Below are 22,959 nucleotides of genomic sequence, written 5' to 3' on the forward strand. Positions count from 1 at the left end.
CAAAGACGACGATCAACGATGGCCGGTGGCGCATCGGCAAGCCGGTCACGCTAGGCCCGGGGTATGACAGTTGTTTGACGGCGAGTTCACCTGTTGGCGGGCATTCGAACAGGGCGCCGCAAGCGAACCCGGCAATACCTGCACCGGCGAGGTGGGCTGCGCAGTGCGGAGCCGGCATGGTGGTGCATCGCAGCAAAGTGCGCCGCCACGCAAGCCCAGGCGCCACGCCGGATTTGGCGGTTTCCCGTGGTTTGACGGGTGCTGCCGGTATTCCAAGCCTATAGCCCGGGCCAATAAGTTGCCCGTCGTTTGGCATACGAGCGCGCGGTGTTGACAGGGTAGGGGAATCACGCAAGCGTACGCCGCCTAATGGCCTGCGGCGTCACGCATCGCCGTGGGGAGAACCACCTGGAGACCTGGATCTTGGACAAGCTGCTTCGTCGTACCGCCGCGCCTGTCGCGCGTCGTGCCCTCTCTCTGGCTACCGCCGCCGCGGTGCTGATGCTGGCCGCCTGCCAAGGCAAGGACACCGCCGCCGAGGCAAGCAAGACTGCACCGGCCGCCGCGCCCGCCGAGGCGTCCACCGCCATCCATCCCGACCAGTGGCCGTCGCCGAAGTGGCCGTTCGCCCAGGACCAGGCCCTGGAGCAGCGCATCACCGATGTGATGGCCAAGATGAGTGTCGAAGAGAAGGTCGCCCAGACCATCCAGGGCGACATCGCCAGCATGACCCCGGACGACGTGCGCAAGTACCGCATCGGGTCGGTGCTGGCCGGTGGCAACTCCGACCCGGGCGGCAAGTACGACGCCAAGCCGGCCGAGTGGCTGAAGCTGGCCGACGCCTTCTATGAAGCGTCGATGGACACCTCCAAGGGCGGCAATGCGATCCCGATCATCTTCGGCATCGATGCGGTGCACGGCCAGAGCAACATCGTCGGTGCCACGCTGTTCCCGCACAACATCGGCCTGGGCGCCACGCGCAACCCGGAGCTGATCAAGAAAATCGGTGAAGTCACCGCCGCCGAAACCCGCGTCACCGGCATGGAGTGGACCTTCGCGCCCACCGTGGCGGTGCCGCAGGACGACCGCTGGGGGCGCAGCTACGAAGGCTATTCCGAGTCGCCGGACGTGGTGGCCAGCTTTGCCGGCAAGATGGTCGAAGGCGTGCAGGGCACGCCGGGCACCCCGCAGTTCCTCGACGGCAGCCACGTGATTTCCTCGGTGAAGCATTTCGTCGGCGACGGCGGCACCACCGACGGCAAGGACCAGGGCGACACCAAGGTGTCCGAAGCCACCATGCGCGACATCCACGCGGCCGGTTATCCGCCGGCGATCGCGGCCGGTGCGCAGACGGTGATGGCCTCGTTCAACAGCTTCAACGGCGAAAAGATGCACGGCAACAAGGTCATGCTGACCGACGTGCTCAAGGGCCGCATGAACTTCGGCGGTTTCGTGGTCGGCGACTGGAATGGCCACGGCCAGGTCAAGGGCTGCACCAACGAGAACTGCCCGGCCTCGTTCATCGCCGGCGTCGACATGGCGATGGCCTCCGACAGCTGGAAGGGCATCTACGAGACCGAGCTGGCCGCGGTGAAGTCTGGCCAGATTTCGATGGAGCGCCTGGACGATGCGGTGCGCCGCATCCTGCGCGTCAAGCTGCGCCTGGGCCTGTTCGAAGCCGGCAAGCCGTCCAAGCGCCCGCTCGGCGGCAAGTACGAATTGCTGGGCGCGCCGGAACATCGCGCGATCGCCCGCCAGGCGGTACGCGAGTCGCTGGTGCTGCTGAAGAACCAGGCCGGCATCCTGCCGCTGGATCCGAAAAAGCGCGTGCTGGTGCTGGGCGATGGCGCCAACGACATGGGCAAGCAGTCCGGCGGCTGGACGCTGAACTGGCAGGGCACCGGTACCAAGCGCAGCGACTACCCCAACGGCAACACCATCTGGGAAGGCCTGGACAAGCAGATCAAGGCCGCCGGCGGCACCGCCGAGCTGGCAGTCGATGGTGCGTACAAGACCAAGCCCGACGTGGCGGTGGTGGTGTTCGGTGAGAACCCGTACGCCGAGTTCCAGGGCGACATCGCCACCCTGCTGTACAAGCCGGGCGACGAGAGCGAGCTGGCATTGATCAAGAAGCTCAAGGCCGAGGGCATCCCGGTGGTGGCGGTGTTCCTGAGCGGGCGCCCGTTGTGGATGAACCAGTACATCAACGCGGCCGATGCGTTCGTCGCCGCCTGGTTGCCGGGTTCGGAAGGCGAGGGCATTGCCGACGTGCTGCTGCGCAAGGCCGATGGCACGGTGCAGAACGACTTCAAGGGCAAGCTGAGCTTCTCCTGGCCCAGGACCGCGGTGCAGTTCGCCAACAACGTCGGCCAGAAGGATTACGACCCGCAGTTCAAGTTCGGCTTCGGCCTGACCTATGCCGACAAGGGCGACCTGGCCGCGCTGCCGGAGGAATCGGGCGTGTCCGGCGAGCAGTCGGTGGGCGGGGTGTACTTCGTGCGCGGCAAGCCGGCGCTAGGCATTGCGATGCAGCTGTCCAACGCCGGCCAGGCCAACATGCCGGCGACCACGCTGCCGGTGGGTCTGTCCGATGGCAGCCTGAAGATGACCGCCGTCGATCACAAGGCGCAGGAAGATGCGCGGCGCCTGGTGTGGTCCGGTGCCAAGGCCTCCAGCGTATTGCTGGTGTCCGGCAAACCGGTCGACGTCTCGCGCGAGAGCAACGGCGATGTGCAGCTGCAGCTGACCGTGCGCCGCGACAGCGCGGTAACTGGGCCGGTATGGCTGGGCGTGGGCTGTGGCGACAACTGCGGCGGCCGTGTCGATGCGCAGAAGACCCTGGCCGCGCTGCCGCAGGGCCAGTGGAAGGTGCTGGGCGTGCCGCTGAAGTGCTTTGCGGTGGCCGGTGCGGACGTGACCAGGCTGACCCAGGTCGCCAGCATCGAAAGCGCTGCGGCGCTGGACCTGTCGGTGTCGAAGATCGCGCTGGGCGCGCTCAACGAAGCCGAAGTCACGCTCGACTGCCCGGTCAAGTAAGCAGCACACCCGCAGGCGCGCCTGCGGGTGTGTCCAGGTAACCAGGACACACGCGTCGCCGGTCCCGGCGACGTGCTACAGCGGCCACCCTCAGCGGTGGTGTCATCAGCCGCCGCGGGACGCGCGCGTCGATCGGCCGGGAAGGCCTGCAGCTGCGGTTCGCCGCGCTGCCGCCATGCACGCGGTGCGGGCGGCGGCAGTCTGCAGGCCTGTCCGCTCCACGACGCGCCGCCCAGAGCCAGACAGGAGAGTGCAGTGGGTTTGGCGACGTTGGATATCGTGATTGTGCTGGTCTATCTGACCGGCATCTTCGTGCTCGCGCAGTGGGTCTCGCGCGAGAAGGCCGGTCACACCAAGAGCGCCGAGGATTACTTCCTGGCGAGCAAGTCGTTGCCGTGGTGGGCGATCGGTGCCTCGCTGATTGCCGCGAACATTTCGGCCGAACAGATCATCGGCATGGCCGGCTCCGGCTATGCGATCGGCCTGGCGATCGCGTCCTACGAGTGGATGGCGGCGCTGACGCTGCTGATCGTCGGCAAGTTCTTCCTGCCGATCTTCCTGCGCAACGGCATCTACACCATGCCGCAGTTCCTGGAACAGCGCTACGGCAAGTGGATCCGCACGCTGATGGCGGTGTTCTGGCTGCTGCTGTACGTGTTCGTCAATCTCACCTCGATCCTGTGGCTGGGCTCGATCGCGGTCAGCCAGGTCACCGGCATGGACCAGACCCTGGCGCTGGCGTTGATCGGCGTGTTCGCGCTGGTCTACCAGCTGTATGGCGGGTTGAAGGCGGTGGCCTTGACCGACATCGTGCAGGTCACGCTGCTGGTGCTGGGCGGCCTGCTGGTGGCCGGGCTGACCCTGGCACGGATCGGCGACGGTGCCGGCGTGCTGGCCGGCTTCAAGCACCTGTGGAATGCGCACCCGGAGCACTTCCACATGATCCTGAGCAAGGACAACCCGTTCTACAAGGACCTGCCCGGCCTGAGCGTGCTGCTGGGCGGCCTGTGGGTGATGAACATCAGCTACTGGGGGTTCAACCAGTACATCATCCAGCGCGCGCTGGCGGCCAAGAACATCGGCGAGGCGCAGAAGGGCATGGTGTTCGCCGCGTTCCTGAAGCTGCTGATGCCGTTGGTGATCGTGGTGCCGGGCATTGCCGCAGTGGTGCTGGCGCCGGACCTGGCCAAGCCCGACCAGGCCTATCCGACCATGATGCAGCTGTTGCCGACCGGCATCCTGGGCCTGGTGTTCGCGGCGCTGGTGGCGGCGATCGTGGCCTCGCTGGCCTCCAAGATCAACTCGGTTGCGACGATCTTCACCCTGGATTTCTACGCCAAGTTCCGGCCGCAGACCGAGCAGAAGCAACTGGTGCGCGTGGGCCGCATCGTGGCCATCGTGGCGGTGATCATCGGCATCCTGACCGCGCGGCCGTTGCTGGGCAACTTCGACCAGGGTTTCCAGTTCATCCAGGAATTCACCGGCTTCTTCACCCCGGGCGTGGTGGTGATCTTCATGCTTGGCCTGTTCTGGAAGCGCGCCAACGAAGCCGGTGCGCTGACCGCGGCGATCGGCTCGGTGGTGCTGTCGTTCGCGCTCAAGTTCGCCTGGCCGGAACTGCCGTTCATGGACCGCATTGGGGTGGTGTTCGTGGCGGCGCTGGTACTGGCGGTGCTGGTGTCGTTGATGACCGCCCCGACCCAGGCACGCGATCTGATCCGCACCGACGATGTGGCCTACGGCACCACGCTGGGCTTCAAGATCGGTGCGATCGGGGTCGTGGCGATCCTGATCGCGCTCTATGCGGTGTTCTGGTAATCGATCAGACCGCACGCTGAGATCAGCCGTGCATATGCGGCGCGACACGCAGGTGTCGCGCCGCATTGCGTTTGGACGTTGTGCGGTTGCCGCTTACACCCGCGCCGCCGCCAGGCTCGCAGCGAGCAGGTTGACCGGCGCTTCGAACTGCTCGTGCCACGGCGTCTGCAGCCAGGTTTCCAGTGCGGCCGCCGGCATCGGTTTGGCGATCCAGTAGCCCTGGCCTTCGTCGCAGCCCCAGGCGCGCAACTGCGTGTAGGCCTCCGCCGATTCGATGCCTTCGGCGACCACGCGCTGGCCCAGGCTGTGGCCGAGCTGGATCATGGCCGGCACCAGGGTGCGGTCGGTGCGGTTGTCCGGCAACGAGCGGATGAAGGACTGATCGATTTTCAACGAGCTGGCCGGCAGCTGCTTGAGATAGCTGAAATTGCTGTAGCCGGTGCCGAAGTCGTCGATGGCGATGTGCACGCCCAGCGCCGCGATGGCCGCCAGTTGCTCGGCCAGATGCTCGGGGTGGCGGATCATCGCGCTTTCGGTGAATTCGATCTCCAGCCGGCGCGGATCCAGCTTGTGGCGCTCCAGGCCACGCCGCAGCAGGCCGACGAAGCCGGGCCTGTCCAGGTCGGCGGCCGATACGTTCAAGGCCAGATTGAAATCCAGGCCCTGTTGCTGCCAGCGCGCGGCCTGGGCGATGCCGTTGTCGATCACCCAGGCAGTGATGCGGTTGATCAACGCGGTCTTCTCGGCCATCGGCACGAAGTCGGCGGGCATCACCGGGCCGATCATCGGATGCTGCCAGCGCAGCAGCGCTTCCACCCCGACGCAGCGGTGATCGTGCAGGTCCACGCGCGGCTGGTAGTGCAGACGCAGCTGGCTGGAACTGTCCAGCGCGGCGGGCAGGGCCGCCAGCAGGCGGAAGGTATTGCGCTGGGCCACGTCGTGCTTGCGCTCGTACATGCTCCAGGGCGCACCGCGCTCGCGCGAGATGTCCACCGAAGTGGTCAGCGAACGGATGGTGTCGGCCGCGCCATAGCTGGTCTGCAGCGAGACCGCGCCGATCGAGGCGACTGGGGTATGCGGAATGCCCTGATGTTCCAGCGGCTCGGCAAAGGCCTTGGAGACCTTGGTGCACAGCGTGGACAACCGGTGCGTCTCGACCTGGGCCAGGAAGCCGAAGGTGGTCGGGTCCAGCCGGTACAACGCGGTGCCGGCGGGCAGATAGGCCGCCAGGCGACGCTGCGCGAGCGCCACATAGCCGTCGGCATAGTCCCAGCCCAGCGCCTTGACCATTTCGCGGAAATAATCGCTGCCGCAGATGTCGACCGCCACGGCGGTGGTGGCCGGGGCGCTGTCGCGTTGCGACAGCCAGGCATCCAGGTCTTCGGCAAAGCGCGATCGATTGGGCAGCCCGGTCGGGCCGTCGCGATAGGTGGTGCTGCGCAGGTTTTCCACCCGCAGCACCGCCAGGTCGCGCAGGCCTTCCAGTTGGGTGATCGCCTCGGCGTCCAGACCCGGGCGCGGGCTGGTTCCGATCACGCACAAGGTGCCGATGCGGTGGCCGTCGCGCAGCGTCAGCGGTGCGCCGGCGTAGAAGCGGATGAACGGCGGGCCCAGCACCAGCGGGTTGTCGCAAAAGCGCGGATCCAGTTGTGCGTCGGGCACCACCATCACCTCGTGGGTGCGGATCGCATGCGCGCAGAACGCCTGGTCGCGCGGTGTTTCCTGCGGCTCCAGGCCGATGCGGGCCTTGAACCACTGGCGATGCTCGTCCACCAGCGATACCAGTGCGATTTCCGCGCCCAGGTTGCGGGCAGCCATCGCGGCGATGGTCTCGAACACCGGATCGGGCGGCGAGTCCAGCAGGCAAAGACCACGCAGGACGGCCAACCGGGTCGACTCATCGACCTCGGGCGGAGGAGGGGAACTGACGGGAGCGAGCGCGGAATGCATGTGCTCGTATCGGCCTGAAGCGTGATCCCTTGATCGACAGCACCGGGCTTTGTTCAGTTGACGCGGCTTTCCCGCACGGTGGCCGCGGTTGAATCGCCGCGGCGACGGCCGCAACGGGACGGCATCAGGCGACGGTTTGGGCAACGGCTGGGCGCCAGGCCGGCGAGTGCGCCGGCTCCTGCGTCATGCCCGATGTAAGCAGCGGTCCGGCAGCGCCGTCGGCACCGATGCGCGTTGCTCAACATTATCGACGCCTGGCCGATCACTGGTGGTAAGCCCGCCTTGTCGTCCCACGAGCCGTAACGATTCAGCGCACCTGATTTCGGTGCCTGCTCATTGTGTGACAGGGGTTGCATCAACAGCTACCGCAAATTGACACAGTGTTCACGGGCGCTGTGAGTTACGCCATCGCCCGTCATCCTCCCCGCTGCCTGGGAATCGATCGTGAAATCACCGTTGCCCCGTTTTGCCCGCCGCATGCTGCTGGTCGTTGCAGGCCTGGCATTGTCGTCTGCCGCGCACGCAGGGCTGTCGGTGTCCGGCACCCAGCTGCGTGAGTCCAATGGCAATACCGTGGTATTGCGTGGCGTCAATCTGCCGCACGCCTGGTACGCAAGCCGAACCGATGCGGCCCTGGCCGCCATTGCCGCCACCGGCGCCAACAGCGTGCGTGTGGTGCTCAGTTCCGGTTATCGCTGGAACCGTACGCCGGAGGCCGAGGTGGCGCGCATCATCGCGCGTTGCAAAAGCCTGGGCTTGATCGCGGTGCTGGAAGTGCACGACACCACCGGCTATGGCGAAGACGGCGCCGCCGCTGGTCTGTCCCATGCCACTGCGTACTGGACCAGCATCCGCAAGGCACTGATCGGCAACGAAGACCACGTCATCATCAACATCGGCAACGAGCCGTTCGGCAACCAGTTGAGCGCCAGCGAATGGGTCAATGGCCATGCAACGGCGATCGCCGCGTTGCGCAAGACCGGGCTGACCCACGCATTGATGGTGGATGCACCGAACTGGGGCCAGGACTGGAAGTTCTACATGCGCGACAACGCGGCCGCCTTGCTGGCGCGCGACAGCCGCCGCAACCTGATCTTCAGCGTGCACATGTACGAAGTGTTCGGCAGCGATGCAACGGTCAACAAGTATTTGCGCGCCTTCCGCGATAAAAAGCTGGCACTGGTCATCGGCGAGTTCGGAGGAGACCATCGCGGCGCGCAGGTGGACGAGGCGGCGATCATGCGTCGCGCCCGCGAATACAACGTTGGCTACCTGGGCTGGTCCTGGTCGGGCAACGACAGCAGCACGCAATCGCTGGATATCGCAATCGGCTGGAACGCCACGCGCCTCAGCAGTTGGGGCCGCAACTTGATCCTGGGCGCCGATGGCATCACCGCGACCTCGCGCAGGGCGAGCGTATTCGGCCCGCGTTGAGATTGAAGCTCCACAGTCGGTAGAGCGGTCGATCCGGCGCTTGGTTGCAGGCCCTCGCCCGGCCACCATGGCGGGACACGCCGTGAATCCGTCCATGGAGGCTCTTACGCGGCATCCATGCCGCGTAAGGTCCCGCGACGGTGAGCGGGCAAGGACCAGTCGAGATGGTCGGTACTCAAAGTTAAGAGCAGTGCCGGATACGCCTTGCTCGATCGTGAAGCATCTGCACACCGCCGCATTACAGACAGCTTTCAGATGAGCGCCGACCAACTGTCTGGTGCGGTGTCCTTGCCGGTTGCGGGACCGTGTGGCGGCATGGATGCCGCCACCGAGCTCCCAGGGATGGGTTCACGGCGTGTCCCGCAAGCGGTGAGGGCGCCGCGCCCTCGACGCTGCGCGTTGGCTGCAGGGCCCTTGCCCGCCCACCATCGCGGGACACGCCGCAAGTACGTCCATGTAGGCTCCGGCGCGGCATCCATGCCGCTCAGGGTCCCGCGACGGTGAGCGGGCAAGGACCAGTTGAGATGGTCGGTGTGCACGGTAAGCGCGGTGCTGGATGCGTCGTTCGCTCACGACGCGTGGGCTCCCTGTCTGATGGGCGCCGCACGACAGACAGCTCTCACAAGAGCGTCGACCAACTGCCTGGTGCGGTGTCCTTGCCGGTCGCCGGAACGTTGGCGGCATGGATGCCGCCAACGCGCCCCTGGGGATGGGGTCACGGCGTGTCCGGCGAGCGGCGAGGGCGCTGCGCCCTCGACCGATTTGTCCTCACGGCAACTGGCCGCGTCTCAACGCCCAGGCTCGCGTAATGGCCCCGGGCTTGGCCGCTTGGTCAACTTGCGCTGCAGCGAGCGGCGGTGCATGCCGAGCAGGCGTGCGGCAGCCGAGACATTGCCGCCGGTCTCGTGCAGCGCCTGCTGGATGTGCTCCCATTGCAGGCGGCTCAGCGGTGTCATCATTTCCCGGGCGGTTTCTTCTTCGTCCGGCTCGGGCAGCTCGTCGTCCTCTTCGCCCAGTGCCCGCATGATGGTGGGGATATTGGCCGGCTTGGGCAGATAGTCGTCGGCACCGAGCTTGATGGCCTCCACGGCGGTGGCGATGCTCGCGTAGCCGGTGACCAGCAGGATGCGCATGTCGGCGCGGATCTCGCGCAACGGCTGGATCAGGCTCAGGCCGGAATCATGGCCGAGCTTGAGATCGATCAGGGCGAAATCCGGCAGGGCGCTGCGTGCGGTCGACAAGGCACTGGCCGCATCGGTGGCGGTCAGGGTGTCCACACCGCGGCGGGCGAGGCTGCGTTGCAGCGTGCGCAGGTACAAGGTGTCGTCGTCGACCAGCAGGCCGGTGCGCAGGGGAGTGCTTGTCATGCAAGTGCCTCGTGTTCGGAGAGCGGCAGACGGAAACCGACGCGGGCGCCGCTGCCTTCGGCGGGCAGCATCCACAACTCGCCCTGCAGCCGTTCGACGGTGGCATGCGACAGCGCCAGCCCAACACCCATGCCGTCATGCTTGCCGCTGTTGAACAGGGTGCCGGGCAGCATGGCTTGCGAGGTATCGAAGCCCGGACCGTAGTCGCGTACTTCGCCGCTGAGATGATCCTGCTCCACGCGCAGCGTCAGGTCGATCTGCGGCCGGCCGGCCCGTTCGCCGGCATCGGCCGCATTGTTGAGCAACACCATCAGCAGATGGCTGACCCCGGGCTGCAGCAGCAGGCGCATCGGCGCATCGTCGTTGCGGCGCAGCTCGATGGTCGGGCGCACCAGCCGCCATTGTTCCAGCACGTCCTTGACCGCGACTTCGCGGCTGAGGTGGCCGTTGTCGGCCGGTGCGGCCAGCGCCAGCACGCGCTCGTGGCACTGCACCAGCAGCTCGCGCAGGGTGTCCAGGTCCTCGCGCAATTCGCTCTGGTCGCACTGGTCGGCGATGTCGTCGACCAGCAGCGTCATCGTCGCCAGCGGCGTGTTCAACTCATGCGCGACCGAGGCCGCATGCGTGGCCAGCGCCACGATGCCCTCGTTGCGCGCAAAGCGCTCGCGCAGCGTGGAAATCTCGCGCTCGCGTTCGCGCATCGACAAGGCCAGCCGGGTGGCGAAGGCCAGCACCACCACCGTGGACAACAGGAAGTTGGCGGCCATGCCCCACATGTGCAGGCTTAGCGGGTCGAAACTGCCGTAGGGCAGCGGCAGCCCGAACGCTGCACTGATCACATAACCGGCCACGCAGGCCGCCGCCACCGCCATCGCCCAGCCCAGCGGCAGGGCCAGCGCGGCCAGGGCGATCAGCACCAGGAACAGGGAGCCGAACGGGTTGGCGATGCCGCCGCTCCAGCCCACCATCCAGGTCAGCACCGTGACATCGACCAGGATGTGGCCGAATTCGGTGGCCGGGCTGACCGCGCCGCGATGGGCCACCCGCAGCTGTGCATACAGGTTGAACACCGCCAGCGCGGCCACGCCGGCCCACAAGGGTTGCTGCGGCAGATCCAGGCCCATCAGCCCGGTGGCGACCAGGATGGTGGCGGCCTGGCCGGCAGTGGCCAGCCAGCGCAGGCTGCACAGGGTCCGCAGGAAGGAGGCGTCTGAGGAATTCATCACGGCAATGCTATGCGCTCGGGGGCGTGGCGGCCTGCGACAAACCGTCGCATCGGCCTGGAAGACGGCGCGCGCAGCGCTTCAGCTGTGAGCGGACCGATGACAGGCTAAAATACCGCGATGTACGACGCCGTGACTCGCCCAACCCCTCCCGCCGACGCCACCGCCTGGCCGCGCCGCATCACCCAGGCCGTCAAGATCGGCAGCGTGACCGTTGGCGGTGGCCACCCGGTGGTCGTCCAGTCGATGACCAATACCGACACCGCCGACATCGCCGGCAGCGTCAAGCAGGTGGCCGACCTGTGGCGCGCCGGCTCGGAAATGGTGCGCCTGACCGTCAACAACGCCGAGTCGGCCGCGGCCATTCCGCGCATCGTCGACAAGCTGCGCATGATGGGGATCGAGGTGCCGTTGATCGGCGACTTCCACTACAACGGGCATCAGCTGCTTGCCGCCGAGCCGGCCTGCGCCGAAGCGCTGGCCAAGTACCGCATCAATCCGGGCAATGTCGGCTTCGGCAAGAAGAAGGATCTTCAGTTCGCGCAGCTGATCGAGTTTGCGATCAAGTACGACAAGCCGGTGCGCATCGGCGCCAACTGGGGCTCGCTGGACCAGTCGCTGGCAGCGCAGCTGATGGACGAGAACTCGCAGCGCGACACGCCCTGGGATGCCGGCCGCGTGCTGCGCGAAGCGCTGATCCGCTCGGCAGTGGATTCGGCCGAGCGCGCGGTGGAACTGGGCCTGGCGCGCGAGCGCATCATCCTGTCGGCCAAGGTGTCCGGCGTGCAGGAGCTGATCGCGGTGTATCGCGACATGGCGAGCCGCTGCGACTTTGCGCTGCATCTGGGCCTGACCGAAGCCGGTATCGGCAGCAAGGGCATCGTGGCCTCGGCCGCGGCGCTGAGCGTGCTGCTGCAGGAAGGCATCGGCGACACCATCCGCATCTCGCTGACGCCGGAGCCGGGCCAGTCGCGCACCCAGGAAGTGGTCGTCGCGCAGGAATTGCTGCAGACCACCGGCCAGCGCGCCTTCACGCCGATGGTCACGGCCTGCCCGGGCTGCGGCCGCACCACCTCCGAGTTCTTCCAGGAACTGGCCGGCGTGGTGCAGAACCATGTGCGCGCCAAGATGCCGGAGTGGAAGATCAGCAACCCCGGCGCGGAGAACATGACCCTGGCGGTGATGGGCTGCGTGGTCAACGGGCCGGGCGAATCGCGCCATGCCAACATCGGCATCTCGTTGCCAGGCACCGGCGAGGCGCCGTCGGCGCCGGTGTTCATCGATGGCGAGAAAAGCGTCACCCTGCGTGGCGAGAACATTGCCTACGAGTTCATCGATCTGATCGATCAGTACGTCGAACGCACCTATGTCCGCCGCGCCGGCTGAATCGCCGGCCGGTTTCAGGGGATGGCTGCGCAGCAATGCGTGGCGCATGGCGCTGCTGTTTGCCGGCGTGTTGCTGCCGCTGGGCCTGTTCGTCGACCTGGCCGACGAAGTCCACGAACTGGAAAATTTTTACTTCGACGAACCCTTGCTGTGGAGCATGCGCAGCGTCGCCACGCCGGGGCTGGATGCGTTTTTCGGGGTGGTTTCCAAGCTGGGCTACCAGTACGGGGTGATCCCGGCCGATATCGCCATCGTGCTGGTATTGCTGATGCTGCGGCGCTGGCGCGAGGGAACCTTTGCCGCACTTGGCTTTGCTGGCTCGGCCTTGTTGAACATGGGCGCCAAGCAGGTCTTCCAGCGCGACCGCCCCAGCCTGTGGGAATCGATCGCCCCGGAAAGCACCTTCAGCTTTCCCAGCGGGCATGCGATGGGCTCGATGACGCTCGCCGCGGTGGTCGTCGCGCTGGCGTGGAACACCCGCTGGCGCTGGCCGGTGGCCATTGCCGCAAGTGGGTTCGCGGTGCTGGTGGGGGTGTCGCGGATCTACCTGGGGGTGCATTATCCCTCCGACATCCTGGGCGGCTGGTCGGCCGCGCTGGTGTGGGTGGTCGGGCTGTATCTGGTGATGTTTCGCGGCGCGCGGCGGCCGCATTGGCGTCGCCATCCCGCTTCGACCTGAGGGCACGACCGCTTTGCAGTCGAACGCGGTCGGCGCAGGCCGGGGTGCCTAGCGTGGCGCCAATACCCCGCTGTCTTTGACTCAGCGAGGGCTTGCCAGCTCCCGGCGCCGCAACTGCAGCCCGATCACGCTGCCGATCACGGCCAGCAGAATCATGTAATACGCCGGTCCCATCGGGTGCTGCTTGAGCAGCATCACCACCACCAGCGGGGTCAGGCCACCAAACACCGCATAGCCCAGGTTGTAGGCAAACGACACGCCGGACAGGCGCACCACCGGCGGAAACGCCTCGACCATGACGCGCGGGACCGCGCCCAGGACGCCGAGCGCCGCGCCCATCAGGGCATACAGCGGAAACAGCAACTGCGGATCGCCGGCCAGCCGATAGAACAGCCAGGCGCTGGCGCCCAGGAATACGCTGCCGGCAAGCAGCACGCGTCCATTGCCGTAGCGATCGGACAAGGCGCCGGCCACGATCGAGCCGGCCGCCTGCAGCAGGACCGCAAGCAGATTGGCCTGCAAGGCGACCGCTGCCGGATAGTGGTACGCGCTCTGCAGCAGCGTCGGCGTCATCAACGACACCACCAGCACCCCGGCTGCCACCATCCAGGTCAGCCACAACGACAGCGCCACACTGCGTGGATGATCGCGCAGCACCACCTTGAGCGGCGTCTCGCGTGCCAGGGCACGCATCGCCATCAGCTCGGCGAACACCGGTGTTTCGTGCAGCCAGCGCCGCAGATACACCGAAAGCAGGCCGAAGATGCCACCGGCCAGGAACGGCAGGCGCCAGGCGCCTTCGGCGATTTCCTGCGATGTGAAGGCGCGATTGATCGCCCCGGCACTGAGCGAGCCGAGCAACACGCCGGCTGCCAGGCCGGCCGTCAAGGTCCCGCACGCCAGTCCCCTGCGCTGTGCAGGCACGTGTTCTGCGACGAAGACCCATGCACTGGGGACTTCGCCGCCGATGGCCGCGCCCTGCAGCAACCGCATCGTCAGCAGCAGTAAGGGGGCGGCCAGGCCGATCTGCGCGTAGGTCGGCAGCACGCCGATGGCCAGCGTCGGCAACGCCATCAGCCCGATGCTCAGCGCGAACATGCGCTTGCGACCGAGCAAATCGCCGAAGTGCGCCATCACCATGCCGCCCAGCGGGCGGATCAGGTACCCGGCTGCAAAGATGCCGAAGGTCTGCAACTGCCGCATCCACTCCGGAATGCCCGGCGGGAAGAACAGCTGCCCCAGCACCGTGGCGAAGAAAATGAAAATGATGAAGTCGTAGAATTCCAGTGCGCCGCCCAGTGCGGACAAGGCCAGCGTCTTGTAATCGCCGCGTGTGAGCTGGCTTGCTGGTGCAGTGCCTGTTGCTGGACGGGTCTTCAAGGCATGACATCCTGTGGCAGGTGATCGCGCGCATGCGTGTGCTGCAGCCGCGGAGTGTGAGGCACCCATGCCATCGCTGCGGCAATGCGCAGCTTGCACGTTTGCACGCAACGGCGGGGCGGGGGCACTTCGGGAAAGGCGCGCTGGCTGCGCCTTTGGTGGCGGTCAGTCGCGCACACTTGCGTGCGCGGCCGCTTCGGCATGCAGGGCGGTGGTGTCGAACAACGGCAACTGTGCATCGCTGCTGTCCACCAGCAGCGAAATCTCGGTACAGCCCAGGATGATCGCTTGCGCGCCATCCTGGCCCAGGTCGGCCATGACCTGACGAAAATAGCCGCGCGACGCCGGCCGGATGATGCCCTGGCAGAGTTCGTCGTAGATCACCCGATGCAGCTGCGCGCGTACGTCGGCCGGCGGTACCAGCACCTGCAGGCCACGCGCAGCCAGGCGCTCGCGATAGAACGGCTGTTCCATGGTGAAACGCGTGCCGAGCAGCCCGACCCGGGTGACGCCCGCCGCAATCAGCGCCTCGGCCGTGGCATCGGCGATATGCAGCAATGGCAGCGGCGTGGCGGAGGTGATCGCATCGGCAACGCAATGCATGGTGTTGGTGCACAGCACCAGGAAGTCGGCGCCACCGGCATGCAGCGCGCGCGCCGCTGCTGCCATCGCCCGGCCGGCGCCGTCCCAGTCGCCGGCGTGTTGCAGGCGCTCGATCTCATGGAAATTGACGCTGTACAGCAAGACCTTGGCCGAGTGCAGGCCGCCGCAGGCATGGCGCACCCGCTGGTTGATGATGCGGTAGTAGGGCAGGGTGGATTCCCAGCTCATGCCGCCGATCAGGCCGATGGTTTTGCTTGGAACCGGCATACCGACCTCACCTTGGAACAGTCAACGAATGTGCGTACGCATCGCCCTTCGATGCCCGGGGAGCGCGTACCGGCGCAGTGTACGTCGGCAGCGTCGCCACGCCATTGCGCGCCGGTCAGGCCGCCTGCGGACGGTCGATCACTCGCCCGGTTTTGCGCCTTCCAGCGGCGCATGCGTGGCGGCGCGGCGTGCCAGCACGCTTTCGCGATGCGCGATGTAGACGTTGGCACTGATGATGATGGCCGCACCGACCAGGGTATGGTGTTCGATCGCCTCGCCGAACAGCCACCAGCCCAGCAGCGCCACCAGCGGCAGCTGCATGAAGCTGATCGGCTGCAGTGCGGAGACTTCGCCCAGCTTGAGCGCGCGCGTCCAGAACAGCTGCCCGGCGGTACCGAAGATGCCGGTCGCCGCCAGCCAGAGCCAGTCGATACCGTGCGGCCAGGTCCACTGGAACAGTGCCGGAATCAGCGACATCGGCACCCAGAACACATAGGTGTAGAACACCACGGTGTCCGAGTCGTCGCTGCGCGAGAGCTGCTTGATCTGGATCGCCACCACGGCGCTGATCACCGCCGCCAGCAGCGCAATCAGCAGCCCGGGCGTAAAGGTGGACGAGCCCGGCCGCAGGATCACCAGCACGCCGATGAATCCGGCCGCCACCGCCAGCCAGCGCCGCAGGCGCACCTGTTCGCGCAGCCACACCACGGCAAGGACGGTGACGAACAACGGGGTGGAATACGACAGCGAGATCGCCTGCGACAACGGCAGGTGGCCGATCGCCCAGAACCCGCACAGCATCGAGGCCAGGCCGATCAGGGTGCGTGCCAGATATTGCGGCAACTGCCGCGTGCGCGGCAGCGCCTTGCCGGGGCGCAGGATCAGCGGCAACAGGGCCAGCAGCCCGAACGCATTGCGAAAGAACGCGATCTCGGTGGTGGCGATCGTGCTTGACGCCAGCCGGATGCAGATGGCCATCAGGCCGAAGGCGAAGGTACTGGTGAGCATCCAAAGCGCGGCACGTCGCGACGCCTGCGCTGCGGTCACCAATGCGCTCCGATGATGCGTGGCTCCGGCTCCAGGATCACCGAATAACGCTCGCGCACCGACTCGGCGATGCGCCGCGCAACATCCAGCAGTTGCGCACCGCTGGCAGTGCCGTAGTTGACCAGCACCAGCGCGTGGTCCGGCGATACCCCGGCATCGCCCTCGCGCCGGCCTTTCCAGCCGCACTGTTCGATCAACCAGGCCGCCGACAACTTGCCCTGGCCGGGCTGTTCGCCGGGATACACCGGCATGTCGGCGAATGTGGCCTGCAACGCGGCGATCTGCTCGCTGGGCAGCAACGGATTCTTGAAGAAGCTGCCGGCATTGCCGAGCACATCCGGGTCCGGCAGCTTGCGCCGACGGATATTGATCACCGCCTGCGCCACATCTGCGGCACCGGCCAGTTCGGCGCCCATGCTGGCCAGTTCCTCGCGGATGCCGGCATAGTCCAGCCGCAACTCATGCAGCAGCGGCAGATTGAATTCCACCGCGACGATCAGGTAACGCTCCGGCTGCTGCTTGAACACGCTGTCGCGATAGGCAAAGGCGCACTCGGCCGCCGTCAGTCGCACGAATTGCTGGGCCTGCAGGTCGAAGGCATCCACCACATGGATGAAGTCGCCCACCTGCGCGCCGTATGCGCCGATGTTTTGGATCGGGCAGGCGCCGACCGTGCCGGGAATCAAGGCCAGGTTCTCCAGCCCCGACAACCCCTGCTGCAGCGAATACAACACCAGCGCATGCCAGTTGACGCCGGCACCGGCGCGCACGATGGCATGGTCGGCGTGGTGCGCAATGATGGCGATGTCGCGGTTTTCGAAACACAGCACGCAGCCCGGCGGGTCGCCGGCCAGCAGCACGTTGCTGCCGCTGCCCAACACCAGCAGTGGTTGCCCGGCGATCTCCGGTGCCGCCAGCGCCTGCGGCAGCGCATCGGGTGCGTGGATGCCCAGCAACCAGCGTGCCGTGGCCTCCACATGGAAGGTATTGAGCGCGCGCAGTGGCGCGTGCTCGCTCAAGCGCCAGCCGGCCTGCGCTGCGGTGCTCATAACGGCGACACCGCACCGCCGCTGGGCGCCTCGCGGCGGCGGCGGATTGCATTGACGCATTCGCCGATCAGCGGCGGCCCGCGATAGACCAGGCCGCTGTAGCACTGCACCAGGGTCGCGCCGGCCGCCATCTTGGCCACCGCGTCCGCACCGGAATTGATGCCGCCCACGCCGATCAACGGAATCGACTCGGGCAGGCGGGCGCGCAAGCGGCGCAGCACCAGCGTGGACTGCCCCAGCAGCGGTGCACCCGACAGGCCGCCAGCCTCGCCAGCCAGCGGATGATTGGCGATCAAGGTGCGCGTCACCGTGGTGTTGGTGGCGATCACGCCATCCACCGCCAGGTCGGCCAGCACGCGCGCGGCCGCATCGATGTCGCGGTCGTTGAGGTCGGGCGCCACCTTCACCAGCATCGGCACGCGCTTGCCGTGTTGCGCGGCCAGGGCTTCCTGGGTTTCGCGCAGGTCGGCGATCAGCCGACGCAGCGCCTGTTCTTCCTGCAGTTCGCGCAAGCCGGCGGTGTTGGGCGAGGAGATGTTGACGGTGATGTAGTCGGCCAGCGGGTAGACGCGCTCCATGCAATAGCGGTAATCGCTGGTCGCCTCTTCGTTGGGCGTGTCCTTGTTCTTGCCGATGTTGATGCCGAGCAGGCCGCCGCGACGACGCGCGCGTTGCACGTTGGCCACCAGCACATCCACGCCCAGGTTGTTGAAGCCCATGCGGTTGATCACCGCCTGGTACTCCGGCAAGCGGAACATGCGCGGCTTGGGATTGCCCTCCTGCGGCCGCGGGGTCACCGTGCCGATCTCGACAAACCCAAAGCCAAGCGCAAGCAGCGCATCGATGTGCTCGCCGTTCTTGTCCAGGCCGGCACCGAGACCGACCGGGTTGGGAAACATCAGCCCGAAGGCCGGTGTCGGCAGCGGTTCCGGGCGCCTGGCCAGCAGCGACGTGGTACCGGTGCGGTAGGCAACATCGATGGAGCGCAGTGCCAGCGCATGGGCGCGCTCGGCGTCGAGGGAAAACAGCAAGGGGCGGGCAAGCGAATACATGTGGGTCAGTTCAATCCCCCGGCGAACACCCGGGTCTGGTATTGGAAGTCGATCAGCCCGTCGCGCGCGTGCGCATCGAACAGCGTGCGCAGCGCGGCGAGCATCGGGACATGACGCGGGTCATGCGCCAGCGGCGCATATGACGAAGACAACAGCCGGCCACGCAAGGCATCGAAATCCAGCCGCTGCACGTTGGGAAAGCGTGCCATCGCGCGGAAGCCGTCGCCGAACCACGCCTGCATGGTGGCATCGTCCTGATAGCGCTCGGCCACGGCCGAATAGTCGGTGCCGTAGTCCAGCAGCAGTTGTTCGTAGCCGCGCAGGAAGTCGGTGGTGTCCAGTTCGCGGCTGTTCCAGTAGATCACTGCCAGCCCGCCGGGCTGCAGGATGCGCGCCCATTCGGCGCGCACCGCCCGAACGTCGAACCAGTGGAAGGCCTGTGCTGCGGACACCAATCCGACACTGGCAGCGGCCAGCCCGGTGGCCTCGGCGGTGCCGTCGACCGCGCGGAAGGTGGGGAATTCCGCCAGCCACTGTTGCGCGGCTTCGCGCATGGCCGGGTTGGGTTCCACCGCCGTGACGGGATAGCCGGCCTCCAGGAACAGCCGGCTGGAGATGCCGGTGCCGGCACCGATATCGGCCACCGTGGTGGCCGGCGTCACGCCCAGCTCTTCGTGCAGCCAGCGCAGCAGTTGTGGCGGATAGCTTGGCCGGTAGCGCACATAGGCCGCGACGCGGTCGTTGAAGCGTTGGGCGGAGGAGGGCGCGGCCATGCTCAACTGTTGGCGGCCGCAAGCCAGGCCAGGCCGCCGAAGAACAGGATGAAGATCGCCACCCCTGCCACCCAGAGCGCAACCGCCAACCAGCCAAGAATCAGCCCGCCGATGGCCAGCCCGTCGCCGTCCAGCCCCTGCGGATTGCGGCGGATTTCGCCGCGCGCCAGATGGCCGGTGATGATGGCGCAGAGGCTGCCGAGGAACGGGATCAGCGTCCAGCCGAGAATGCCCGAGACCAGGCTGACGATGGCCATGGCGCTGGTCTGTCGAACGACGACGTTCATCATGAACTCCTGAAGTGGCGGCAGCCGACGGCTGGCGTGGCCCGATTATCCCAGAGCCGCCGCCCGAATGGCGTGCCATCTGCGGCCAAACGCAATCGCGTGGTCGGGTTTGACGCGAACGGGCGGGGCTGGAGGTCTGCTCGCCCCGGCATCGGACTGAGCGGCGAGGGCAATCGTGGACGCACAGATGATGCGCAGGTGCGACTCACGGCTGTGACCACGGCATCGGGGCCACGCCGCCGGGAGCGTGGATGCCGGGCGCGGACGCACCGGAGCAGCCATGGTCCGGCACGCATGCGATAGCGCGCCGGCGCGATGCCCGGCGCGCCTGCACACGTCGATCAGAGATCGAACTTGATGCCCTGTGCCAGCGGCAGCGAGTCGGAGTAGTTGATCGTATTGGTCTGGCGACGCATATAGACCTTCCACGCATCCGAGCCGGATTCGCGGCCACCGCCGGTCTCCTTCTCGCCACCGAACGCACCGCCGATCTCCGCACCGGAGGTGCCGATGTTGACGTTGGCGATGCCGCAGTCGCTGCCGGCCGCCGACAGGAACTTCTCGGCCGCCTTCAGGTTCTGGGTGAAGATCGACGACGACAGGCCCTGCGGCACGCCGTTCTGCAGCTCGATCGCCTCGTCCAGCGTGCTGTACTTCATCACATACAGGATCGGCGCGAAGGTCTCGTGCTGCACCACCGCGTCGCTGTTCTGCAGCCCGGTGACGATCGCCGGCAGCACGAAGTTGCCAGGGCGATCGATCGCGGTGCCGCCCACTTCGACCGTGCCGCCGGCCGCCTTGGCCTTGGCGATCGAGGCCAGGAACTGCTCCACCGCGCCCTGGCTGTTGAGCGGGCCCATCAGGTTGGCCGGGTCGGTGGGGTCGCCGATCTTGCTGTCGAGCTGCTTGTACGCCTTGACCAGCGTGGCCAGCACGTTGTCGTAGATGGATTCATGCACGATCAGGCGGCGCGTGGTGGTGCAGCGCTGCCCGGCGGTGCCCACCGCGCCGAACACGATGCCGGGGATGGCCAGCTTCAGGTCGGCGGTTTCGTCCAGGATGATGGCGTTGTTGCCGCCCAGTTCGAGCAGGCAACGGCCCAGGCGGCGCGCGACTTTTTCCGCAACCACGCGGCCGATCTGGGTCGACCCGGTGAAGCTGATCAGCGGCACGCGGCCGTCCTCGACCAGCTTCTCGGACAGGGAGGTGCCGGCATCGTTGATCAGGAAGAAGATGTCCGGGAAGCCGGCGTCCTTGAGCGCGGCATTGCAGATCTTCATCGTCGCGATCGCGGTCAGCGGGGTCTTGTTGGACGGCTTCCAGATGCAGATATCGCCGCAGATCGCCGCCAGGAACGCATTCCACGCCCACACCGCCACCGGGAAGTTGAACGCACTGATGATGCCGACCAGGCCCAGCGGCTGGTACTGCTCATACATGCGGTGGCCGGGACGTTCCGAATGCATGGTGTAGCCATAGAGCATGCGGCTCTGGCCCACTGCGAAGTCGGCGATGTCGATCATCTCCTGCACCTCGCCATCGCCCTCGGGCTTGCTCTTGCCCATTTCCAGCGCCACCAGCGAGCCCAGCGCATCCTTGTGCGCGCGCAGCGCCTCGCCACACAGGCGGACGGCTTCCCCACGGCGCGGCGCCGGCGTGGTCCGCCAGACCTTGAAGGCGGCCTGCGCACGCTGGACGATCAGCTCGTAATCCTCCGGCGTGGTCGCCTGCACATCGGCGATCACCGCATTGGTGGTCGGATTGAGCGGCTGCAGCACCCCGGCGCCGGTCGCCTGCGACCAGGTCGCCTCGCCAAGATAGGTACCGGAATTGGACGCGGCGAGGTCGAGCGCCTTGAGCAGGTCAGCGGACATGGGATCTCCAAAGGTCGGGACGGTCGCGCGGCAGCCAGGGCCACCGCGACACGGGTAGCCGCCGATTTTAGCAGGCTCCGCCAACCACCCACCGGCTTGGCAATCGCAACGATCGTGCGACAATGCCCACCTTGGCCCCGTAGCTCAGCTGGATAGAGCGTCCCCCTCCTAAGGGGAAGGTCGCCCGTTCGAATCGGGCCGGGGTCACCAGGAATCAATCACTTAGCATCTCGAGCGGTTTGGTTTCGGCAGGCACATGTGTGCCGGCTCATCCTCGAAGATGTTTCCACCTGATCGGAATGATCTGGCAAATGGGCAGCGGCGGTCATGGGCTGGTCCAACCGGCACGCAAGCGGTCATGATGCGTAAGCCGATCTCAAAGACGTACCGCCACGGCTGCGACGCAGCGGGAGGAGTGAGATGACGGAGCTGCTGCCATGCGAACGAGGTCGCCGTTGATTACGCCAGATATCTAAAAACCATCTGGATCATATGGATTGAATATAAAGCAGTGCATCATGGAGAAAACCAGCAGACTCGCTGGCCCGGCCGATATCGATGCAATTTTTGATATTCGCACCAGGGTTCACGAAAATCATTTCTCCCGCGATCAACTGGTGGAAATGGGTATTACCCCCGCAACCATACAGAAGGCAATTCTAGAAACCCCATGCGCTTGGGTCGCCGAGGTCAATGGTGCCCCCGTCGGTTTTTCTATAGTGGATGTCGAGGAAGGATGTGTGTTCGCCGCTTTCGTTCTACCCGGCTTCGAGGGGAACGGATTGGGGCGCAGATTGATGGATAAAGCGGAGGCTTGCTTATTTCAGCGCCATCGGACGATTTGGCTGGAAACGGCTGAGGCTAGCCGTGCGAGTGGCTTTTATCGAAGCCTGGGCTGGCAGCCTGTGAAGAACTTGCCGGGAGGTGATGTCCGCTTTGAAAAGTGCCAGAGATAACAACCGGAAATGTACTGACGAGAGACTCGGGCTTAGGCGGGTGCCCGCTTAATCACGCGAGGTGTATTGAGCATGTGCTTACCGTGGTATCGCCGTGGGAGCACCTCAGCAGTACGCTAGGGACGTTGCTTGGATAAGGATCGCAATGCATGACGTTGGAACACCTGCGAGTGGACTGGAGCCAGATCGAACTGGTGTCGCCGCGCCTACGACTTCGGCCGTTTACGCCAGCTGATGCAGACGAGGTGTTTGCATGCATCACTCCTTCCGTGACGCGCTACATGTCGTTTGATCCTCCGCAATCACGGATGGATTTCAAGGGTGTCTGGCAAGGGTGGTTGAAGGAAAATGAAAAGGGGGAGGATTTCAACTTTGTGATACGGATCGACGCTACGCGAGCATTTGCTGGACTGTGCGGTCTTCATCGCACAGGTACGCCTGAGCCGGAAGTCGGCATCTGGATCCGGGAAAGCGAACATGGCCATGGGTACGGGCGTGAAGCGGTTAGAACAATTGTCGGCTGGGGGGCGGAAGCGTTTGGCTCTGCCGGATTCATCTATCCCGTAGCGGATGTGAATAGGCCAAGCCGTCGCATCGCCGAGTCCCTTGGTGGCGTCGAGGTTGGGCGAAGTTCGGGAGTCAAATACGATTCCGTGGTGTACAGGATCCCGGCCCGAAGCTGATCTGCGCCCGCTGTTTTGATGGCGTGGATGTGGAGAGTTGCCATGGTTGTTCTCACCGTATAAATCGTCACGGTGCCCAGGCTCCTGTCCGCAAT

18 protein-coding genes and 1 tRNA gene are annotated in these 22,959 nt (G+C 66.0%); 8 read left to right on the plus strand and 11 right to left on the minus strand.

Translation table 11 applies throughout. The features are described 5' to 3' along the window. Nucleotides 1–423 precede the first annotated feature (423 nt). Entirely contained in the window at nucleotides 424–3,036 is a 2,613-nt protein-coding gene (locus H7A87_RS09215; protein ID WP_119128456.1) for an exo 1,3/1,4-beta-D-glucan glucohydrolase, read from the plus strand. A 255-nt stretch (nucleotides 3,037–3,291) separates the two neighbouring features. Continuing rightward, nucleotides 3,292–4,854: a sodium/sugar symporter gene (locus H7A87_RS09220; protein ID WP_115677099.1), complete on the plus strand. Its 1,563-nt coding sequence runs from the start codon at nucleotides 3,292–3,294 to the stop codon at nucleotides 4,852–4,854. A 93-nt stretch (nucleotides 4,855–4,947) separates the two neighbouring features. Here H7A87_RS09220 and H7A87_RS09225 read toward each other — a convergent pair whose 3' ends face one another. After that, nucleotides 4,948–6,804 (minus strand): EAL domain-containing protein, encoded by a 1,857-nt coding sequence (locus H7A87_RS09225; RefSeq protein WP_119128421.1) that lies wholly within the window; start codon nucleotides 6,802–6,804, stop codon nucleotides 4,948–4,950. Between the two features lie 477 nt (nucleotides 6,805–7,281). On the opposite strand from H7A87_RS09225, the gene H7A87_RS09230 reads away from it, so the two are divergent. Beyond that, a complete protein-coding gene (locus H7A87_RS09230) occupies nucleotides 7,282–8,238 on the plus strand; it encodes a glycoside hydrolase family 5 protein (RefSeq protein ID WP_104648599.1) in 957 nt (318 codons plus the stop codon). Nucleotides 8,239–9,026: 788 nt separating this feature from the next. On the opposite strand, the gene H7A87_RS09235 is transcribed toward H7A87_RS09230, so the two are convergent. Together H7A87_RS09235 and H7A87_RS09240 are read right to left on the minus strand one after the other, a co-directional pair. Beyond that, nucleotides 9,027–9,605: a response regulator transcription factor gene (locus H7A87_RS09235; protein WP_104585309.1), complete on the minus strand. Its 579-nt coding sequence runs from the start codon at nucleotides 9,603–9,605 to the stop codon at nucleotides 9,027–9,029. Beyond that, the gene (locus H7A87_RS09240) at nucleotides 9,602–10,828 is read right to left on the minus strand and encodes an ATP-binding protein (protein ID WP_164739365.1); all 1,227 of its coding nucleotides are present in this window, start codon (nucleotides 10,826–10,828) and stop codon (nucleotides 9,602–9,604) included. The genes H7A87_RS09235 and H7A87_RS09240 overlap by 4 nt, the downstream gene beginning before the upstream one ends. A 120-nt stretch (nucleotides 10,829–10,948) precedes the next feature. Here H7A87_RS09240 and ispG point away from each other — a divergent pair, with 120 nt between their 5' ends. Continuing rightward, nucleotides 10,949–12,214 carry a flavodoxin-dependent (E)-4-hydroxy-3-methylbut-2-enyl-diphosphate synthase gene (gene ispG / locus H7A87_RS09245; protein WP_104585313.1) on the plus strand — a complete coding sequence of 422 codons (1,266 nt, stop codon included), beginning with the start codon at nucleotides 10,949–10,951 and terminating at the stop codon, nucleotides 12,212–12,214. Continuing rightward, a complete protein-coding gene (locus H7A87_RS09250; protein WP_119128422.1) occupies nucleotides 12,195–12,893 on the plus strand; it encodes a phosphatase PAP2 family protein in 699 nt (232 codons plus the stop codon). The genes ispG and H7A87_RS09250 overlap by 20 nt, the downstream gene beginning before the upstream one ends. 81 nt (nucleotides 12,894–12,974) lie before the next feature. Here the strand turns inward: H7A87_RS09250 and H7A87_RS09255 are convergent, their stop codons facing one another. The 8 genes from H7A87_RS09255 to H7A87_RS09290 all read right to left on the minus strand — a co-directional run bounded on the left by H7A87_RS09255 (nucleotide 12,975) and on the right by H7A87_RS09290 (nucleotide 21,225). Further along, nucleotides 12,975–14,273 (minus strand): MFS transporter, encoded by a 1,299-nt coding sequence (locus H7A87_RS09255; protein ID WP_119128423.1) that lies wholly within the window; start codon nucleotides 14,271–14,273, stop codon nucleotides 12,975–12,977. 165 nt (nucleotides 14,274–14,438) lie between these two features. Beyond that, a complete protein-coding gene (locus H7A87_RS09260; protein ID WP_119128424.1) occupies nucleotides 14,439–15,143 on the minus strand; it encodes an aspartate/glutamate racemase family protein in 705 nt (234 codons plus the stop codon). Between the two features lie 138 nt (nucleotides 15,144–15,281). Next, nucleotides 15,282–16,193: a DMT family transporter gene (locus H7A87_RS09265; protein WP_104585321.1), complete on the minus strand. Its 912-nt coding sequence runs from the start codon at nucleotides 16,191–16,193 to the stop codon at nucleotides 15,282–15,284. Further along, entirely contained in the window at nucleotides 16,187–17,239 is a 1,053-nt protein-coding gene (gene murB, locus H7A87_RS09270; RefSeq protein WP_119128425.1) for a UDP-N-acetylmuramate dehydrogenase, read from the minus strand. Before murB ends, H7A87_RS09265 begins: the two co-directional genes overlap by 7 nt. Then, nucleotides 17,236–18,291, minus strand: a complete 1,056-nt coding sequence (locus H7A87_RS09275; RefSeq protein ID WP_104585325.1) for a quinone-dependent dihydroorotate dehydrogenase — start codon at nucleotides 18,289–18,291, stop codon at nucleotides 17,236–17,238. Before H7A87_RS09275 ends, murB begins: the two co-directional genes overlap by 4 nt. Before the next feature lie 5 nt (nucleotides 18,292–18,296). Then, nucleotides 18,297–19,064 (minus strand): class I SAM-dependent methyltransferase, encoded by a 768-nt coding sequence (locus H7A87_RS09280; RefSeq protein ID WP_164739366.1) that lies wholly within the window; start codon nucleotides 19,062–19,064, stop codon nucleotides 18,297–18,299. Nucleotides 19,065–19,066: 2 nt separating this feature from the next. Further along, nucleotides 19,067–19,351 (minus strand): DUF4190 domain-containing protein, encoded by a 285-nt coding sequence (locus H7A87_RS09285; protein ID WP_016903110.1) that lies wholly within the window; start codon nucleotides 19,349–19,351, stop codon nucleotides 19,067–19,069. 341 nt (nucleotides 19,352–19,692) lie between these two features. After that, entirely contained in the window at nucleotides 19,693–21,225 is a 1,533-nt protein-coding gene (locus tag H7A87_RS09290; protein ID WP_119128427.1) for an aldehyde dehydrogenase family protein, read from the minus strand. A 133-nt stretch (nucleotides 21,226–21,358) separates the two neighbouring features. Here H7A87_RS09290 and H7A87_RS09295 point away from each other — a divergent pair. The 3 genes from H7A87_RS09295 (at nucleotide 21,359) to H7A87_RS09305 (ending at nucleotide 22,864) form a co-directional block, all read left to right on the plus strand. Further along, nucleotides 21,359–21,435 (plus strand) — tRNA-Arg (locus tag H7A87_RS09295). 308 nt (nucleotides 21,436–21,743) lie between these two features. Next, nucleotides 21,744–22,181: a GNAT family N-acetyltransferase gene (locus tag H7A87_RS09300; RefSeq protein ID WP_119128428.1), complete on the plus strand. Its 438-nt coding sequence runs from the start codon at nucleotides 21,744–21,746 to the stop codon at nucleotides 22,179–22,181. Between the two features lie 149 nt (nucleotides 22,182–22,330). Next, on the plus strand, nucleotides 22,331–22,864 hold the full coding sequence (locus H7A87_RS09305; protein ID WP_180496959.1) for a GNAT family N-acetyltransferase: 534 nt from the start codon (nucleotides 22,331–22,333) through the stop codon (nucleotides 22,862–22,864). Nucleotides 22,865–22,959: the final 95 nt, after the last annotated feature.

It is taken from the genome of Xanthomonas sp. CPBF 426 (assembly GCF_903989465.1).
GTDB lineage: Bacteria > Pseudomonadota > Gammaproteobacteria > Xanthomonadales > Xanthomonadaceae > Xanthomonas > Xanthomonas euroxanthea.

What these genes read in the sequence shown, in the direction of transcription:
- H7A87_RS09225 (WP_119128421.1), bottom strand. Translation starts at nt 6,804, where the DNA reads ATGCATTCCGCGCTCGCTCCCGTCAGTTCCCCTCCTCCGCCCGAGGTC.
- murB (WP_119128425.1), bottom strand. Translation starts at nt 17,239, where the DNA reads ATGAGCACCGCAGCGCAGGCCGGCTGGCGCTTGAGCGAGCACGCGCCA.
- H7A87_RS09240 (WP_164739365.1), bottom strand. Translation starts at nt 10,828, where the DNA reads ATGAATTCCTCAGACGCCTCCTTCCTGCGGACCCTGTGCAGCCTGCGC.
- H7A87_RS09250 (WP_119128422.1), top strand. Translation starts at nt 12,195, where the DNA reads ATGTCCGCCGCGCCGGCTGAATCGCCGGCCGGTTTCAGGGGATGGCTG.
- H7A87_RS09300 (WP_119128428.1), top strand. Translation starts at nt 21,744, where the DNA reads ATGGAGAAAACCAGCAGACTCGCTGGCCCGGCCGATATCGATGCAATT.
- H7A87_RS09235 (WP_104585309.1), bottom strand. Translation starts at nt 9,605, where the DNA reads ATGACAAGCACTCCCCTGCGCACCGGCCTGCTGGTCGACGACGACACC.
- H7A87_RS09280 (WP_164739366.1), bottom strand. Translation starts at nt 19,064, where the DNA reads ATGGCCGCGCCCTCCTCCGCCCAACGCTTCAACGACCGCGTCGCGGCC.
- H7A87_RS09275 (WP_104585325.1), bottom strand. Translation starts at nt 18,291, where the DNA reads ATGTATTCGCTTGCCCGCCCCTTGCTGTTTTCCCTCGACGCCGAGCGC.
- ispG (WP_104585313.1), top strand. Translation starts at nt 10,949, where the DNA reads ATGTACGACGCCGTGACTCGCCCAACCCCTCCCGCCGACGCCACCGCC.
- H7A87_RS09230 (WP_104648599.1), top strand. Translation starts at nt 7,282, where the DNA reads ATGCTGCTGGTCGTTGCAGGCCTGGCATTGTCGTCTGCCGCGCACGCA.
- H7A87_RS09305 (WP_180496959.1), top strand. Translation starts at nt 22,331, where the DNA reads ATGACGTTGGAACACCTGCGAGTGGACTGGAGCCAGATCGAACTGGTG.
- H7A87_RS09260 (WP_119128424.1), bottom strand. Translation starts at nt 15,143, where the DNA reads ATGCCGGTTCCAAGCAAAACCATCGGCCTGATCGGCGGCATGAGCTGG.
- H7A87_RS09290 (WP_119128427.1), bottom strand. Translation starts at nt 21,225, where the DNA reads ATGTCCGCTGACCTGCTCAAGGCGCTCGACCTCGCCGCGTCCAATTCC.
- H7A87_RS09285 (WP_016903110.1), bottom strand. Translation starts at nt 19,351, where the DNA reads ATGAACGTCGTCGTTCGACAGACCAGCGCCATGGCCATCGTCAGCCTG.